Source organism: Corynebacterium sp. MC3 (assembly GCF_900099485.1).
Lineage (GTDB): Bacteria > Actinomycetota > Actinomycetes > Mycobacteriales > Mycobacteriaceae > Corynebacterium > Corynebacterium pseudogenitalium.
Map to the genome: position 1 here is coordinate 1 of NZ_LT622813.1, position 15902 is coordinate 15902.

Annotated in this window: 14 protein-coding genes and 5 tRNA genes; 8 read left to right on the forward strand and 11 right to left on the reverse strand. The window is 61.8% G+C overall.

The window, feature by feature from the left end; translation table 11 throughout:
* Positions 1 to 363: 363 nt before the first annotated feature.
* Entirely contained in the window at positions 364 to 1620 is a 1257-nt protein-coding gene (gene murA / locus BQ4436_RS03320) for a UDP-N-acetylglucosamine 1-carboxyvinyltransferase (protein ID WP_070361962.1), read from the reverse strand.
* 24 nt (positions 1621 to 1644) lie between these two features.
* Entirely contained in the window at positions 1645 to 2487 is an 843-nt protein-coding gene (ramA, locus tag BQ4436_RS03325; protein WP_070478053.1) for an acetate metabolism transcriptional regulator RamA, read from the reverse strand.
* Positions 2488 to 2748: 261 nt separating this feature from the next.
* Between ramA and cysK the strand changes: the two genes are divergently transcribed.
* A complete protein-coding gene (cysK, locus tag BQ4436_RS03330; RefSeq protein ID WP_070975524.1) occupies positions 2749 to 3684 on the forward strand; it encodes a cysteine synthase A in 936 nt (311 codons plus the stop codon).
* Positions 3685 to 3735: 51 nt separating this feature from the next.
* On the forward strand, positions 3736 to 4335 hold the full coding sequence (epsC, locus tag BQ4436_RS03335; protein WP_070478055.1) for a serine O-acetyltransferase EpsC: 600 nt from the start codon (positions 3736 to 3738) through the stop codon (positions 4333 to 4335).
* A 6-nt stretch (positions 4336 to 4341) separates the two neighbouring features.
* On the opposite strand, the gene BQ4436_RS03340 is transcribed toward epsC, so the two are convergent.
* From BQ4436_RS03340 to BQ4436_RS03365, 6 genes are all read right to left on the reverse strand, one after another.
* A complete protein-coding gene (locus BQ4436_RS03340) occupies positions 4342 to 4638 on the reverse strand; it encodes a GNAT family N-acetyltransferase (RefSeq protein WP_070975525.1) in 297 nt (98 codons plus the stop codon).
* A gap of 66 nt (positions 4639 to 4704) precedes the next feature.
* Positions 4705 to 4777: transfer RNA gene (locus tag BQ4436_RS03345), tRNA-Phe, on the reverse strand.
* 22 nt (positions 4778 to 4799) lie between these two features.
* Positions 4800 to 4873: transfer RNA gene (locus BQ4436_RS03350), tRNA-Asp, on the reverse strand.
* 186 nt (positions 4874 to 5059) lie between these two features.
* Positions 5060 to 5136: transfer RNA gene (locus BQ4436_RS03355), tRNA-Asp, on the reverse strand.
* Positions 5137 to 5169: 33 nt separating this feature from the next.
* Positions 5170 to 5242 (reverse strand) — tRNA-Glu (locus BQ4436_RS03360).
* A 257-nt stretch (positions 5243 to 5499) separates the two neighbouring features.
* Positions 5500 to 5572: transfer RNA gene (locus BQ4436_RS03365), tRNA-Lys, on the reverse strand.
* 181 nt (positions 5573 to 5753) lie between these two features.
* On the opposite strand from BQ4436_RS03365, the gene BQ4436_RS03370 reads away from it, so the two are divergent.
* The 3 genes from BQ4436_RS03370 to BQ4436_RS03380 are packed head-to-tail and all read left to right on the forward strand — an operon-like array spanning position 5754 to position 9860.
* The gene (locus BQ4436_RS03370) at positions 5754 to 7316 is read left to right on the forward strand and encodes a cytochrome ubiquinol oxidase subunit I (RefSeq protein ID WP_070361957.1); all 1563 of its coding nucleotides are present in this window, start codon (positions 5754 to 5756) and stop codon (positions 7314 to 7316) included.
* Positions 7317 to 7319: 3 nt separating this feature from the next.
* Positions 7320 to 8324: a cytochrome d ubiquinol oxidase subunit II gene (gene cydB, locus BQ4436_RS03375; protein WP_070361956.1), complete on the forward strand. Its 1005-nt coding sequence runs from the start codon at positions 7320 to 7322 to the stop codon at positions 8322 to 8324.
* Between the two features lie 3 nt (positions 8325 to 8327).
* The gene (locus BQ4436_RS03380; protein WP_070975526.1) at positions 8328 to 9860 is read left to right on the forward strand and encodes an ABC transporter ATP-binding protein/permease; all 1533 of its coding nucleotides are present in this window, start codon (positions 8328 to 8330) and stop codon (positions 9858 to 9860) included.
* 506 nt (positions 9861 to 10366) lie between these two features.
* Here BQ4436_RS03380 and BQ4436_RS12460 read toward each other — a convergent pair.
* The gene (locus BQ4436_RS12460; RefSeq protein ID WP_255366106.1) at positions 10367 to 10762 is read right to left on the reverse strand and encodes a hypothetical protein; all 396 of its coding nucleotides are present in this window, start codon (positions 10760 to 10762) and stop codon (positions 10367 to 10369) included.
* A 128-nt stretch (positions 10763 to 10890) separates the two neighbouring features.
* Between BQ4436_RS12460 and BQ4436_RS12465 the strand changes: the two genes are divergently transcribed.
* Positions 10891 to 11481, forward strand: coding sequence for an ATP-binding cassette domain-containing protein (locus BQ4436_RS12465; protein ID WP_255366107.1), 591 nt, complete (start codon positions 10891 to 10893; stop codon positions 11479 to 11481).
* Between the two features lie 6 nt (positions 11482 to 11487).
* Here the strand turns inward: BQ4436_RS12465 and BQ4436_RS03390 are convergent, their stop codons facing one another.
* Positions 11488 to 12990, reverse strand: coding sequence for an acetyl-CoA hydrolase/transferase family protein (locus BQ4436_RS03390; protein ID WP_070361953.1), 1503 nt, complete (start codon positions 12988 to 12990; stop codon positions 11488 to 11490).
* Between the two features lie 198 nt (positions 12991 to 13188).
* On the opposite strand from BQ4436_RS03390, the gene dusB reads away from it, so the two are divergent.
* Positions 13189 to 14340 carry a tRNA dihydrouridine synthase DusB gene (dusB, locus tag BQ4436_RS03395; protein ID WP_070478060.1) on the forward strand — a complete coding sequence of 384 codons (1152 nt, stop codon included), beginning with the start codon at positions 13189 to 13191 and terminating at the stop codon, positions 14338 to 14340.
* Between the two features lie 43 nt (positions 14341 to 14383).
* On the forward strand, positions 14384 to 15112 hold the full coding sequence (locus BQ4436_RS03400) for a phosphate signaling complex PhoU family protein (RefSeq protein WP_070975664.1): 729 nt from the start codon (positions 14384 to 14386) through the stop codon (positions 15110 to 15112).
* Between the two features lie 3 nt (positions 15113 to 15115).
* Here the strand turns inward: BQ4436_RS03400 and pstB are convergent, their stop codons facing one another.
* Positions 15116 to 15889 (reverse strand): phosphate ABC transporter ATP-binding protein PstB, encoded by a 774-nt coding sequence (gene pstB / locus BQ4436_RS03405; RefSeq protein ID WP_070361951.1) that lies wholly within the window; start codon positions 15887 to 15889, stop codon positions 15116 to 15118.
* Positions 15890 to 15902 lie beyond the last annotated feature (13 nt).

Below are 15902 nucleotides of genomic sequence, written 5' to 3' on the forward strand. Positions count from 1 at the left end.
TTCAAGCATCACCGCCGGCACACACCAAAACATGGCACACAGCACGCAACCAAAAGTCAATGCAATCAAAAAAATAAAAAGTACATTGGCACACTATCGAGTTCTCAAACAACAACCGCACACCCAACAACCAACCCCACAACCAGAGCCAGCGTCAAGCAGCTGAAACAAAGTTACACACCCGTAAACACAAAGTCAAATCCAACCAAACCAGCCAGACTCAAAACCGCCCACAAGCAGCAACTTTATTCACTTTGATCATTCCCTCCAAGCGGCCAGGCCGCTCGTCGGCAACGAGGGATAACTTAACCACGAACCAACAAACAACACAAATCGCCTGGGAGGGACCGGTTTTTAAGCGTTCTAATCGTTTGCTCGTTGCACCTTCGCACCGAGTTCATTGAGCTGCTCCACAAATCGCGGGTAACCACGGTCAATGTGGTAGACATCGTGCACCGTGGTCTGCCCTTCCGCGACAAGGCCAGCGAGGACGAGTCCCGCGCCCGCACGAATGTCAGAGCTCCATACATCCGTGGAGGAGAGCGTCGAAACGCCACGAAGAGCCACATGGTGGCCATCGATGTTGGCGTCAGCGCCGAGGCGCATCATTTCGTCGACAAACCGGAAGCGCGCTTCGAAGACGTTCTCCGTAATGACTGAAACGCCGTCGGCTACCGCGGAAAGTGCAATCGCCATCGGTTGCAGGTCTGTCGGGAAGCCGGGGAACGGCAGCGTCTGGTAGTCGACGGCCTTGGGGCGTTGGTTCATGCGTACGCGGAAACCGTTGTCGTAAGTCTCCACCTGCGCGCCAGCCAGCTTGATCTTCTGCAAAGGAAGGTGCAGGTGACCTGGTGCAATGCCGGATACCGTGATATCGCCCTGAGTAATTGCAGCTGCGTAAGCCCAGGTTCCGGCAACAATCCGGTCGCCAACCACGGTGTGTTGCGTCGGCTCCAGCTTTTGGACGCCATCGATAACAATTGTCGACGTTCCCGCACCCTCGATCTTCGCCCCCATGGCCCGGAGCATGTCGCAAAGGTCGACGATCTCCGGTTCACGTGCCGCGTTGGAGAGAGTAGTACGCCCCTCAGCAAGTACTGCCGCGGTAATGATGTTCTCGGTCGCACCAACCGAGGGGAAGTCGAGTGCGATGTCCGCGCCGTGCAGCTGCTGGGCGCGGGCAACAACGGCTCCGTGCTCGATGTGTGTCGTCGCCCCGAGCTTCTCCAGGCCAGACTGGTGCATATCTAGAGGTCGGGACCCAATCGCGTCGCCACCAGGAAGGGCAACATACGCCTCGCCGCAGCGGGCGACGAGCGGGCCAAGCACCGCAACGGAGGCGCGGAATTGCCGGACGGCTTCGAAGTCGGCGTGGGGAGAAACCTCAGCAGGAGTGTGGATGGTGACCACGGTGCCGTCGATATCTACGGAGCAGCCGAGTCCGACGAGGACGTCCCGCATGAGGGGGACGTCGAGAATTTCGGGGCAGTTAAATAGCGTTGTTGTACCTTCGGCGAGCAGCGCTGCCGCCATGAGCTTCAACACGCTGTTCTTGGCGCCGTCTACCTTTACGACGCCTTCAAGCCGGGTACCGCCAGAGACTAAAAATCGTTCTTTCACGGAACCCAGCGTACCCAACAACGGTTACGGCAACGCCCCGATGCGACGAGCTGCGTTAACGGCCTCGTAGCGGGTGTGGGCCCCAAGCTTGCGCATCACGCTGCGGAGGTAGGACTTCACCGTCTCGGCACCGATCCCCATCTCGGCCGCGGCCTCAACATTGGTATGGCCGAGCGCAACACAGGAAAGAACGTCGAGTTCACGAGCGGAAAGCTTCGTCGTCTGCTTCACGCGCACCGGGGAAACCATCTGGTCACACAGCTGCTCGATTTCCTTGCGAAGATTTTCATCGCCCACACGATTTGCTAGCATGCGCAGCTTCGAGTGCGTGGAGCGAACCTGCTCCCACTCAGCACTGTTCATAACGCGACCCGTCTTCTGTCCGGCGCGCGCGCCGTCGCCCTGCCTCAGGGCGGTATTGACCGCGAGGTCCTGCTCGAGACAGCGAGCCGTCATAGCAACCTCTTCAATCACCTTGTCGCCCAAACGCACCGGCGAGTGCACACCCACGTAAAGGACGCCACGGATCTCGCGCTGGGTAATTACCGGGACTGCAACGATGGAGTGCAGGCCTTCGTCTTGAATCTGCTTGTCGTACTCGTGGGAGATGACATTCGCGCGTGTGTAGTCGGAAATACCCACCGCGCGGCGCGTAGCGACGACCCTTCCACCTACACCGGCACCTGACTCAATGACAAGCTCCTGCAGGGCTGGAGTCCGTAGTCCGATCCATTGCGTGATCTGCAAACGGTTATCCGCCAGGAGGGTGCCATACATGGCTACGGGGATACCGGTTGCGGTTTTCAGCGTGGTCAACGCTGCCCGGATGGCGTCGTCGTCTTCCTTAAGGCACTGTGCGTCGGTCAATGATCTCTCGCTTTCCACCCGTTCGAGTGTCCCCTGTTTAGGGACACTGCTTGTCGAACTTGACTCAAAGCCCTTTCATCATAACGCGTTTTCGGGGGTAGCCAAACTTTGCACTTGCCACACATTCACAGAAACACAACCCCGGAAGTAGGTGAACAAATCGGTCTATTTGACAAAGACTAGCTGGTTCATGTCGCGAGTGTATAATCGCGCAACAAGAACGCAACGTAAGCGAAACATACAGGTAAAGGAGTTATTTTCATGGCAAAGATCGCAAAGTCAGTATTGGACCTCATCGGCAATACGCCGCTCGTAGAGCTCAACGGCATCACTGACGGGCTCAAGGCACGCGTCCTAGCAAAACTTGAGTTTTACAACCCGGCAAATTCCGTCAAGGACCGTATTGGTGACGCTATCGTCCGCGCGGCGGAAGCCTCCGGCGAACTGAAGCCAGGCGGCACCATCGTGGAAGCGACATCGGGCAACACCGGCATCGCACTCGCGCTCACCGGCGCTGCGAAGGGCTACAAAGTCATCCTGACCATGCCGGAGACAATGTCGCAGGAGCGTCGCGTGGTCCTTCGCGCGTACGGGGCAGAGATCGTATTGACGCCAGGCGCGGCAGGCATGAAGGGGGCCGTCGATAAGGCGAACGAGATCGTCGAGACGACGGAAAACGCAATCCTGGCCAGCCAGTTCGAAAACGCCGCCAACCCCCAGGTCCACTACGAGACCACCGGCCCCGAGATTTGGAACGACACTGATGGGGAGGTCGACATTGTGGTTGCCGGCGTCGGCACAGGTGGCACGATCTCTGGCTCCGCGAAGTACCTCAAAGAGCAGAAGGAATCCATCAAGGCCGTCGCAGTTGAGCCAGCTGCTTCCCCACTGCTGTCCACCGGCGAGGCAGGCCCGCACAAGATTCAGGGCCTCGGTGCGAACTTCATCCCTGGCACGTTCGACCGCAACGTCATCGACGAGATTATTACAGTCTCAAACGAAGACGCCGTCGCCACCTCACGCGAACTTGCGCTGAAGGACGGTGTCCTCGGCGGCATCTCGGCGGGCGCAAACCTCAAGGCGGCGCTCGAACTCGCCGCTCGCGACGAGAACGAAGGCAAGACGATCGTCGTGATCATTCCGGACTTCGGCGAGCGCTACGTCTCCACCGTGCTCTACGAAGACATCCGCGACTAGACCCAACGGGCACGACGCCACCCCGCGGGTGGTCGTTGATAGGATCGCCACATGATCAAAACGGCCATCCGCGTGATTCAAATGATCCGCGAGGACCTTGCCAACGCGAGGGACCACGACCCGGCGGCGCGAGGCGACCTCGAGAACGCCATCGTCTACTCAGGGCTCCACGCCATTTGGACTCACCGCGTGTGCCACTGGATGTGGCAACGCAACCTGAAAGGGCCCGCGCGTGTGCTCGCCCAGGCCAACCGCTTCTTCACTGGCATCGAAATCCACCCAGGCGCCACCATCGGCCGACGCTTCTTCATCGACCACGGCATGGGCATCGTCATCGGTGAGACCACCGAAATCGGCGACGGCGTCATGCTCTACCACGGCGTAACGCTCGGCGGGCAGGTGCTCACACAGACGAAGCGCCACCCCACCATCGGCAACAACGTCACCATCGGTGCCGGGGCGAAGGTCCTCGGTCCCATCACAATCGGAGACAACACAGCGGTTGGGGCGAATGCCGTCGTCACAAAATCGATCCCGGCGAACTCTATCGCCGTCGGCATTCCTGCCAAGGTCAGGGAGCGCCAAGAGTGCGAAACAAAGCACCTCGTCGACCCCGACAAGTACTTCGACCCGGGCAGCTACGTCATCTAATCCACGCTACTTGACGAGGTCCGCGTACTCCGGGTTCTGCGCAATGTAGCGCGCCACAGCGGGGCACGTCGGAATAACGTTGAGACCCTCGGAGCGGGCGTCGTCAAGCGCGTACCGCATCAGCAGGCCCGAAAGGCCCTGCCCACGGAACTTCGGATCCACGAAGGTATGTGGCAACTCCCGCGCACCGTCGACGTCAGCGTACGTGGCAAACCCGGCCAATTGCCCGTCGACAAATATCTCGTAGCGGGACTCCTGGTCATTCCTCTTCAGCTCGGGCTGTACTGCGTCGTGCTGCGACAAATCAACGCTCCAATCCTCGGGGACAGAAACACAAAACCCCTCCACCGCAGTGAAGGGGTTGGAGTGTGGCCAGAGCCAGGATCGAACTGGCGACCCCACACTTTTCAGGCGTGTGCTCTACCGACTGAGCTATCTGGCCAGAACAACACAAGTGCTGTTCGCGACCCTGACGGGACTTGAACCCGCGACCTCCGCCGTGACAGGGCGGCGCGCTAACCAACTGCGCCACAGGGCCTTATTCAGTTTCGTACTCACGGCCGCTACACGGTCGCTTGCACGAGTTGATACTTTACACAGAGCTCTCGAACACAAGCAAATCGCCAGCACAAACCATATTTTTCGACGCCACTTCACCTCTTCATGTAGGCAGGTTGGACAAAATAAAAAGAGCCAGAACGTTTCCGTTCCGACTCTTCAAACATGGCGACCCTGACGGGACTTGAACCCGCGACCTCCGCCGTGACAGGGCGGCGCGCTAACCAACTGCGCCACAGGGCCATATGTTTTTGTGTTTCAACCTTGCGACTGAAGTACCCCCAACGGGATTCGAACCCGTGTTGCCGCCGTGAAAGGGCGGAGTCCTAGGCCTCTAGACGATGGGGGCCCGCTGCGTTAACAGCTCGACCATCATAAGCCGATGCAGAATAACATCACAAATCACCAGTACATAGCAAGTTTTCAAGGGTGATTCGTTAGCCAAAATTTGCAAAGTGTAGTAACAGGATTGTAGTAATCCTCGAAACGGGGAGCGCGGACAAGAGTTACTACAATCCTGTTACTACACTTTAAGCTTCGCGCCGACTCAAGCCACTCTGCATCCAACAAAAAGCGCCACGAACCAAGGGTGCGTGGCGCTGAATGTGGGCCCTGCGGGGATCGAACCCGCGACCTGCGGATTAAAAGTCCGTAGCTCTACCAACTGAGCTAAAGGCCCGTGCGCAACAACTTAGCACAACTCAAGGGTGGGCCGAAATCGTAAACCCACCCCGAAATGACCCTCCAAGACGCTACCCCCATATATGGTCATACTCCCTGGAAGTTAGGGGTTTTCGGTGCCTGCTACGGTAAATATATGACCATAACCTTTATTGGTTGTTTACGTTGAAGGAGTCACAATGCCGCTAGATTTAGTCGATCTGTCAAGGTGGCAGTTCGGCATTACGACGGTCTATCACTACCTTTTCGTCCCACTGACCATGGGACTCGCGCCGATGGTTGCGATCATGCAAAGCATCTGGCACAAGACTGGCGACGAGCGCTGGTACCGCGCGACCCGTTTCTTCGGAAACATCTTCCTCATTAACTTCGCAATGGGCGTTGTCACAGGCATCGTCCAGGAGTTCCAGTTCGGCTTGAACTGGTCTGAATACTCCTCGTTCGTGGGAGACGTGTTTGGTGCACCGCTCGCCTTCGAGGGCCTGACGGCATTCTTCTTTGAATCCGTCTTCCTCGGCGTCTGGATTTTCGGTTGGGGCAGGTTGCCGAAGTGGGCACACCTTGCGTCAATCTGGATTGTTTCGATCGCCGTGAACATCTCGGCGTTCTGGATTATTACCGCAAACTCGTTCATGCAGCACCCGGTGGGCGCTGTGTTCAACCCGGAGACGAACCGCGCTGAGCTGGTTTCCTTCAAGGCGTTGCTGACGAACCCGACGGTGCTGTGGGCATTCCCGCACGCGGTGTTCGGCGCTTGGATGCTCGCGGGCACCTTGGTGTGCGGCGTCGCTGGCTGGTGGATGATCCGCGAGGCCCGCAAGGGCGATCCGGATGGGGATGCCGCGACGGTGTGGCGTTCCTGCACCCGCTTCGGTGCGTGGGTCATCCTCGCTGCGACGGTGCTCATCACGCTGACTGGTGACGAGCTGGCCAAGCTGATGTTTACGCAGCAGCCGATGAAGATGGCGTCGGCAGAGGCACTGTGCCACACTGAGCTGGATCCGCACTTCTCGGTGCTTTCTATCTCGACGTACAACGACTGCGAGTCCGCAACCCAGCTGATCGGCCTGCCATTTGTGCTTCCGTTCCTGGCACAGGGCAAGCTTTCTGGCGTTGAGCTGCAGGGCGTGCTGGATCTGCAGCAGTACTACGAGTCGCTGTACGGCCCGGGCAACTACACCCCGAACCTGTTCGTGACGTACTGGTCCTTCCGCATGATGATCTTCTTCATCGTCGTTTCCGTCGTGATGGCACTGGTAGGCCTGTGGGTAACCCGCGGCAAGCGCGTGCCTACTGCGAAGTGGCTGGGCACCTTGTGCCTGGTGGCGCTGCCGGCTCCATGGCTGTCGAACATTTCGGGCTGGATCTTCACTGAGATGGGCCGTCAGCCGTGGATCGTCCATCCGAACCCTGCGTTCCAGGGTGGGGACCACCCGGGGATGGAACAGAACATTCACATGCTGCTGGACTTCGGTGTTTCTGACCACCAGCCGTGGCAGGTGCTGCTCTCTATGGTGCTGTTCACGGTGCTCTACGGCATCGGTGCGGTGCTGTGGGTGTGGCTCATTCAGCGTCAGGTCCGTAAGGGCATGGACCAGCCTGGACTGCACGAGGGCGACTCCAAGCGCTTGAAGGATGTGCTCTATGGCCCGAACGCCGAGACCGAGTTGGAGCCGTTGAGCTTCAAGTCTTCGCAGGAGTCCGGCGCAACCACAACCACTGCGGACAACAAGGAGCTATAAATCATGGACTTGCAAGTGCTTTGGTTTGTGATCATCGGAGTGTTCTTCACCGGCTACTTCGTGTTGGAGGGCTTTGACTTCGGTGTTGGCATGTTGTTGCCGTTCATGAAGGGCGATGAGATCGAGAACGACCGTCGTCGCACGGCTGCGATCAGGACAATCGGCCCGATCTGGGACGGTAACGAGGTGTGGCTCATTACGGGCGGCGCGGCGATTTTCGCGGCGTTCCCTGAGTGGTACGCCACGCTGTTCTCCGGCTTTTACCTGCCGCTGGTGCTCATCCTTATGGGCCTGATTGTCCGCGGCGTGAGCTTGGAGTGGAGAGTCAAGGTGGACACGCTGAAGTGGCGCAGGCTTTGCGACGCCGGCACGGCGTTTGGCTCCTACCTGCCTACGCTGCTGTGGGGCGTTGGCTTCACGAACATCGTGATGGGCGTTCCGCTCAACGAGCAGGGCCGTCTGGACTCCTTCTACGACGGCTTCCTTGGCCTGCTCAACCCGCTCGGCCTGCTGGGCGGCGTGGCGTTCGTACTGCTGTTCATGCTGCACGGTGCGACGTTCCTTGGGTTTAAGTCCCACGATCCGCTGCGTGCTGAGATGCACGCGTTTGCAAAGAAGTTCATCGCTGGCCCGGCGATTGTGGTTGGCGCAGCGTACCTGCTGTGGATCCAGCTCACGCTGGGCGCTGGCTGGACCTGGATCCCGCTGGCACTCGCGGCGGTCGGCCTGATCGTTTCGGTGGTTGGCATCGCTGGCAACCGTGATGGATTGGCGTTCTGGATGACGGCGTTCGCGATTATCTGCTGCGCGATTGTCCTGTTCGGCTCGCTGTTCCCGGACGTGATGCCGTCGACAAGCGATCTGTTCGCTGGTTGGGATATCCGCAACGCGTCCTCCTCGCCGTACACCTTGAAGGTGATGACGTGGGCGGCTGTGTGCCTCACCCCGATCGTCCTGGCAGGTCAGATTTGGACCTACTGGGCGTTCCGGAAGAGGGTGTCGGTCTAGGCTATGGCCTCGCCGATTGACCCCCGGCTACTTCGCCTCGTTCCGCCCGTGCGCCAACTCATTGTGCGCACGGGCGTTGCGCAAGCTGCAGACACGCTACTGCTGGTGGCCCGGGGTATTTTGATTGGGATTGTCGCAGCGTCAGCGGTGACGGAGCGCGCGGTTCCGCGTGCCTCGTTGCTGTTGGCGCTTGCTGGCGTTGTTGTGGCCCACGGCGTGTTGTCGTGGGTAGCGCAGCGCTGGTCCGCCGATGCGGTCGGCGGCGTTGTAGAGGACTTGCGGACGAAGGCGCTGCGGGCGTTGGCGAAGCAGGACCCGCGCGCGGTGGAGCAGGATTCGGCGACGTGGCGCCATGTGCTCACGCGCGGCATTACGGACTTCCGCCCGTATCTCACGGAGTTCCTCCCTGCCCTCTTTTCGACGGCCATCGGCACCCCAATCGTGGTCGCCGTCATCTTCTACTTTGACTGGATCTCTGGCGTGTTTTGCCTGATTACGCTGCCGTTGATTCCGATGTTTATGGTGCTGATCGGCAAGTTGACGGCGGATCACACCAAGCGCCGACTCGAGGTCACAGCTGGGCTGGGTGCTCAACTGTCGGACTTGTTGGCAGGTGCTCCGACACTGCGCGCTCTGCACGCCACGAAGCGGCCGGCGCAGCAGATCCGCCAAACGGGCCAAAAACACGCGGACTCCACCATGGGAGTGCTGCGCCTGGCGTTCCTGTCCTCGTTCGCTTTGGAGTTCATCGCGACGCTGTCGGTGGCGTTGGTCGCGGTGAGCATCGGCCTGCGTCTGGTGACCGGTTCGATCACGCTGCTGGCCGGGCTGACGGTGCTCATCATCGTCCCGGAGGTTTTCGCACCGATCCGTAGGGTCGGCGCAAGCTACCACGCCGCAGCCGACGGCCTGAGCGCTGCCGAGCGCGTCCTCGAGCTTCTCGACGCCCCCTCCTCCACCACTGGCTCCTACATCGCCGAGGAACCCGGTGTGCGGGTGCGCAACCTGAGCGTGCGTGGGCGCGACGGCGTACGCCCGGACGGTCTGACGTTTGATGCACCGCGAGGACAGGTCACGGTGCTCACTGGCGCAAATGGTTCCGGTAAGTCCACCACGCTGTTGGCAGTGCTGGGCCAGTTGCCGGATGCGATGGTTGGGGGCGAAGTGGGCGTCGAGAAGAAGGTGGCGTATCTGCCTGCGACCCCGGCGATGGAGCCTGGGACCGTGGGCTCGAACATGGCTCTGTTCGGCGCGCGCGGGGACGTCGGCCTGGTGGGCGTGTCTGAGGCGCATGCTGTCGGCCCGTACGGGGACGGCATTTCCGCAGGCCAGCGGCAGCGCGTCGGCATTGCGCGCACGTTCGCTGCGGATGCGGACGTGTTCGTGTTGGACGAGCCTACCGCGCACCTCTCCCCCGAGTTGGTCGACGAAGTGATACGAAGGATGTGCGGGCTGGCGCAGCGGGGCGCTGCGGTGCTGGTTGCGTCCCATGACCAGCGGGTACTCGACGCCGCCGACCAGGTGGTGCATGTATGAGTGACTTGAAGTTTTTGCTGCGCATCGCGCAGGTGCGTCCCCGCGACCTGATCAGCCCAATCATCGCCGGGGCGATTACGCTGCTGGCGGCGCTGAGCCTGACAGTGTTGTCTGGCTGGCTGATTACGCGCGCGTGGGAGATGCCGCCGGTGCTGGATCTCTCGGTGGCGGTGACTGCTGTGCGCGCGCTGGGTATTTCGCGGGCGGTGTTCCGCTACCTCGACAGGTTGGTGGCGCACAAGCTGGGTCTGCGTGCGCTGACGACGCTGCGTGCCACTATGTACGACGCCCAGGCGGCCGCCGGCCGTGTGGGTCGTGGTGAGGGGCAGGCGCTGCTGGTGGCGGATACGGAGCGCGTGACGGATTTCATCGTGCGCACGCTCATCCCCCGCGGCGTAGCGATCGTGCTCACGGTGGTGGCGGTCGCCGGTGCGGCATTGCTGTACCCACTGGCGGCGGTAATCATGGCGGGTGGGTTCGCGCTCACGGGCCTGCTCATCCCGTACTTAGCGACGCGCGCTTCGCGCAACACCTTCCTGGTCGAGGCAGAAAACGCTTTCACGCTGCAGCTCGACTCGGTGCTGCACGACAGGGTGGAGTACGCCGTCGCTGGTAAGGGCGACGCGCTGATAGAGCAAGCCGCGCAGGCCTCGGCGGATGCGAGCAAGGCGTGGGCTCAATCCACGCGCCCGGAGGCCACCGCGTCTGCAATCCAGGCGTGGGCCACGGGCATCTGCGCACTGCTGATTACGTGGTTGGCCGTCGAGACGTATACGGGCAACCCGGTGTGGCTGGGCATGCTGGTAATGCTGCCGCTGGCGGCCTTTGAGGCGCACGGCCCACTCGCGGGGGCTGCGGTGCACGCGGACCAGGCGAAGCGCAGTGCCCACCGTGCCTCTCATACACCTATAGGTGTGTTTCAGAGACAGCCGCTGGGACGCGTGGTGCCCACCGCCTGCGCGAGGTCGCGGACCGCGCCGAAGAGACAACGAAGCTCAGCGGCGGCCCCCTCCCCCACCCGGAGACCGGCGTGGCCGTGCGGGCGGAGGCGCTGCACACCGTCTACGGCGACCAAGCATGGGACTTCGAGCTTGCCCCCGGCCAGCGGATGCTGGTGCGCGGGCCTTCCGGCTGTGGCAAGACCACGATGCTGGAAACGCTCGCTGGGCTGCTGCCCGTCGCCGGCGGGACGGCGGCCATCGCGGAGGGTGCGCGCCTGTTCGCGGAGGACGCATGGGTGTTCGCCACGACGGTGCGGGAGAACCTGCTGGTTGCCAACGGCGACGCCAGCGATGCCCGCATGGCGGAGGCACTGGAGGCGACCGGCTTCGAGTTCGGCCTGGATTTCATGCTGGATAACGGCGCGAACTCACTGTCCTCCGGGCAGCGCCGCCGCCTGTTGCTGGCGCGCGCGCTGGTCAGCGACGCCCCCATCCTGTTGCTGGACGAGCCAACCGAGCACCTCTCCATCGACGCCGCGGAGCACCTCCTCGACGTCCTGCTGCACGAACCGCTACCCGGCGCGCTGCCACAGCGCACGGTGATTGCGGTCGTACACGTCGACGGGCCCGTCGGCATCGAGGTTGCTGCCTCGCCGACGGGCCCGGATGTGGTGTCGTAGCTGGCGCTACTTCTTCATCGTGCCGGTTTCCATAATGCGGGTGTGGAAGTCGAACGCATGACGAAGATCGTGTGGCGTCTGCTGGAACTTGCTCTTCGACGCCAGCTCCACGTACTCCTCGAGCAGTGGGCGGTAGTCGGGGTGAGCAATCGCGATCATCTTGGCCACACGGTCACGTGGAGCGAGGCCGCGCAGGTCAGCGACACCGAACTCGGTGATGAAGACCATCGCGTCGTGCTCGGTGTGGTCCACGTGGGAGACCATCGGGACGATGGAGGAAATCGCTCCGTCCTTCGCGGTTGCCGGGGAGATGAACGAGGAGATGTAGGCGTTGCGGGTGAAGTCGCCAGAGCCGCCCAGAGCGTTCATGATGCGGGAGCCGTTGATGTGGGTGGAGTTCGCGTTGCCGTAAATGTCCGCCTCAATCATGCCGTTGGAGGCAATCAGGCCGGTGCGGCGGATGACCTCCGGGTGGTTCGAGATCTGCTGCGGGCGCAGGATGATGGACTCGCGGTAGCGCTTGGCTTCCGCGTTCATCTTGTCTGCGTACTCAGGGGACAGCGAGAAGGACGTTGCGGATGCGACGGACATCTTGCCGGCGTCGATAAGGTCGACCATGCCATCCTGGATAACCTCGGTGTACGCCTGGATGTTCTCAAACTTCGAGTCCATCAGGCCCGCCATCACAGCGTTCGGCACGTTGCCCACGCCGGACTGCATAACGTAGCCGTCGTAGGTGAGGCGGCCGTGGCGCACCTCGTGCTCGAGGAAGTCGAGGAAGTTCGCGGCGATGCGCTCAGAGGTCTCGTCCGGAGCCTTGAACGGCGCGTTGCGGTCCTCAGCGTTGGTCTTGACGACGGCGACGACCTTCTCCGGATCGATCTCGATGTAGGTGGTACCGATGCGGTCGCCAGCCTTGGTAATCGGGATCGGGATGCGGTTCGGCAGTGGTGGCACGAGCCAAATGTCGTGCATACCTTCAAGGTCCAGCGACTGCCACTCGTTGACCTCGATGATGATCTTCTTCGCAGCGTTGAGGTACTCAACGGAGTTGCCGACCGACGAGGAAGGCACGATGTTGCCCTCCTCGGTAATGCGGACGGCCTCGACGATCGCGACGTCCACGTCGCCGAAGAAACCCTGCTCAACCATCATGCCGGAGTGGGACAGGTGGATGTCCTGGAACTTCATCTCGCCGGCGTTGATCTTGTTACGCATCTGCGGGTCAGACTGGTACGGCATTCGGTAGCGCAGCGCATTTGCTTCCGCCAGGACACCGTCGCACTCCGGTGCCGTCGAAGCGCCGGTGAACAGGTCGATTGCGTACTCCCGGCCAGCGTTATGCTCGTCGGTTGCCTTGGCTGCGATCGCAGCAGGCATTGCCTTCGGGTAACCAGCGCCGGTGAATCCCGAGATACCGACCTTATCTCCATGGTTCACGAACTGGGCAGCTTCCTCTGCAGTCATGACCTTGGCGCGCAGCTTGTCACTCGCGATACGCTCGCTCATTAAAAACCTCACTTCGTGTTGATGATTCAGATATCACACCACCATAATTGTGACTTAGGTCTTACGGCAGAAAACTACGCAAACATCCAGAAAGGTCACCCTCACTGGATACCCCCTACCGGGCGAAGCGGGCGTCGACAAACAAAAAGGACATCCGAATTGGACTGCGCAGGCAGTGACGGGAACAATGGGGGCACTATGAACCCACATCTGAGCATCGGCGGCCTGGAGCTGAACTCCCCCGTCCTCCTCGCGCCGATGGCCGGCGTGACCAACATGCCGTTCCGCGTGCTGTGCCGTGAAATTGAGCAGGAGCTCACCGGCACCACCTCCGGGCTGTACGTCTGCGAGATGATCACCGCCCGCGCGATGGTCGAGCGCAACGAGAAAACGCTCAGGATGATCCGCTTCGCCGATGTGGAGCAGCCGCGCTCCATGCAGCTCTACACCGTGGACCCCGCCTACACGTACGAGGCGGTGCGCATGATCGTCGAGGAAAACATCGCCGACCATGTGGACATGAACTTCGGTTGCCCGGTGCCCAAGGTCACCCGGCGCGGCGGCGGGTCGGCCATCCCGTATAAGCGCAGGCTGTACGGCAACATCGTGGCCGCGGCTGTCCGCGCGGCGGAAGGTTCGGGGGTGCCAATTACGGTGAAGTTCCGCATCGGCATTGACGACGACCACCACACGCACATGGACGCGGGCCGGATCGCCGCCGAGGAGGGTGCGGCAGCCGTGGCGCTGCACGCGCGTACCGCCGCCGAGCGCTACTCCGGGGCGGCGCACTGGGATGAGATCGCCCGGCTGGTTGAGCACATGCGCGGCACGGGGCTGCCGGTGATCGGCAACGGGGACATCTTCGCTGCCAAGGATGCGACCGACATGATGGAGCAAACCGGCTGCCACGGCGTGGAGGTAGGCCGCGGGTGCTTGGGCAGGCCGTGGCTGTTCGCCCAGATTGGCGCGCAGCTGCGCGGGGAGCCGATTCCGCCGGAGCCGACGCTCGGGCGCGTCAGCGGCATCATCGCCCGCCACGCGGAACTGCTCGCGGAGCACGTCGGTGAGCAGCAGGCCTGCCGCGACATCCGCAAGCACACCGGCTGGTACCTGCGCGGATTCCCGGTTGGCGGCGAATTCCGCAAGGACCTGGCCCGGGTGGAAACGCTCGATGAGCTCGGGGCGCTGCTGGCGACCATCGCGGACTCCGAAGAACTCGCCGAGCACGCCGACGACGCCCGCGGCCGCCAGGGTTCTTCCTCCAAGGTTGCGCTGCCTGAGGGCTGGCTCGACGATCCGGAAGACGCCACCGTGCCGGAGGGCGCGGAAATCGAGAACAACGGCGGCTAGCCCTAGCCTCGTTGATAAGGCCGTACCTATTACTATGGCGGGCATGCGTACCGCCTACCGTGAACACCTCGAAGCCTTCAACCGCGACCTGCTGCAGATGTGCGACACCGTGCGCGAAGTCATGCAGCTGGCGTCCACGGCGCTGCTGGAGCAGTCACTCGAGGACGCCGAGCATGCCCTCAACGCCTCTGACCCGCTCAAGGAGTTGAAGCTGCGCTGCGAGGAGCGCAGCATGAGCCTGCTCGCGCTGGAGAACCCGGTGGCGGGAGACCTGCGCCAGGTGCTGTCCTCTATCTATATCGTGGAGAACTTCTCGCGGATGGGCGCGATGGCGAAGCACATTGCGAAGCTGGCGCGGCTGCGCCACCCCTTCCCCGTGTTGCCGAACACGGAGCACGCCCCGATCGCTGAGATGGCCGCCCGCGTGGACGAAATGGTCAACATCACACACGACCTGCTGCTCGACCCTGACGCGGACGTCGCCGTTGAGCTCAACGCAATCGACGAAGGTGTCGACGACCTCCACGACTACCTCAACGCCATCACAACGTCTGACTCCTGGGAACACTCTGCGCGGGAGGCCGTCGACGTGGCGCTCGTCTCCCGCTACTACGAGCGCTACGCGGACCGCTGCGTGAACGTCGCCGGCCGCGTCGTCTTCCTGGTCACGGGCCTAACCCCGAAGGAGTACATGAAGCAGCGCGACGAGGACGCGTTTGACCGCCACTCGAAGCTGGCGGCAATCGAGCGGCGGTTCAGAGCCAAGAAGTAGCGGCTAGCCGAAGCGGCCTGCGATGTAGTCTTCGGTTTCCTGCCGTGACGGGTTCTCGAAGATCGTGGTGGTGTCGTCGAACTCGATGAGCTGGCCAGGCTTACCGGTTGCTTCCAGGGAGAAGAACGCCGTCTTGTCGGACACACGCGCGGCCTGCTGCATGTTGTGTGTCACGATCACGATGGTGTAGTTCTCCTTCAGCTCGTGGATGAGTTCCTCCACGGCCAGGGTCGAGATCGGGTCGAGGGCGGAGCAGGGCTCGTCCATAAGCAAGACCTCGGGGCGCACCGCGATGGCCCTCGCGATGCAGAGGCGCTGCTGCTGACCACCGGAAAGGCCGCCACCCGGCTTGTCCAGGCGGTCCTTGACCTCGTCCCACAGGTTCGCCGCGCGCAGGGAGCGCTCCGCGACGTCCTTGAGCTCCTTCTTGTTCTTCACCCCTGCCAAGCGCAGGCCCGCCACGACGTTGTCCTCGATGGACATCGTCGGGAACGGGTTGGCCTTCTGGAACACCATGCCGACGGTGCTTCGCACCGACACCGGGTCCACGTCCTTGCCGTAAATATTGTGGCCGTCCAGAATAATCTCGCCCTGCACGGAGGCGCCCGGGATCACCTCGTGCATGCGGTTGAGCGTGCGCAGCACGGTTGACTTGCCACAGCCCGAAGGGCCGATGAACGCAGTGACTGCCTGCGCGGGAATCTCCATGGTGACGTCCTGCACCGCGTGAAAATCACCGTAGTAAATGTTGACGTCACGCATCTGAAGCTTCGACATATTGCACGTAATC

Coding starts and splice junctions, on each gene's coding strand:
- BQ4436_RS03380 (WP_070975526.1), top strand. CDS start 8,328: ATGGCCTCGCCGATTGACCCCCGGCTACTTCGCCTCGTTCCGCCCGTG.
- epsC (WP_070478055.1), top strand. CDS start 3,736: ATGATCAAAACGGCCATCCGCGTGATTCAAATGATCCGCGAGGACCTT.
- pstB (WP_070361951.1), bottom strand. CDS start 15,889: ATGTCGAAGCTTCAGATGCGTGACGTCAACATTTACTACGGTGATTTT.
- BQ4436_RS03400 (WP_070975664.1), top strand. CDS start 14,384: ATGCGTACCGCCTACCGTGAACACCTCGAAGCCTTCAACCGCGACCTG.
- BQ4436_RS03390 (WP_070361953.1), bottom strand. CDS start 12,990: ATGAGCGAGCGTATCGCGAGTGACAAGCTGCGCGCCAAGGTCATGACT.
- BQ4436_RS12460 (WP_255366106.1), bottom strand. CDS start 10,762: ATGAGAGGCACGGTGGGCACTGCGCTTCGCCTGGTCCGCGTGCACCGC.
- cydB (WP_070361956.1), top strand. CDS start 7,320: ATGGACTTGCAAGTGCTTTGGTTTGTGATCATCGGAGTGTTCTTCACC.
- dusB (WP_070478060.1), top strand. CDS start 13,189: ATGAACCCACATCTGAGCATCGGCGGCCTGGAGCTGAACTCCCCCGTC.
- BQ4436_RS03370 (WP_070361957.1), top strand. CDS start 5,754: ATGCCGCTAGATTTAGTCGATCTGTCAAGGTGGCAGTTCGGCATTACG.
- cysK (WP_070975524.1), top strand. CDS start 2,749: ATGGCAAAGATCGCAAAGTCAGTATTGGACCTCATCGGCAATACGCCG.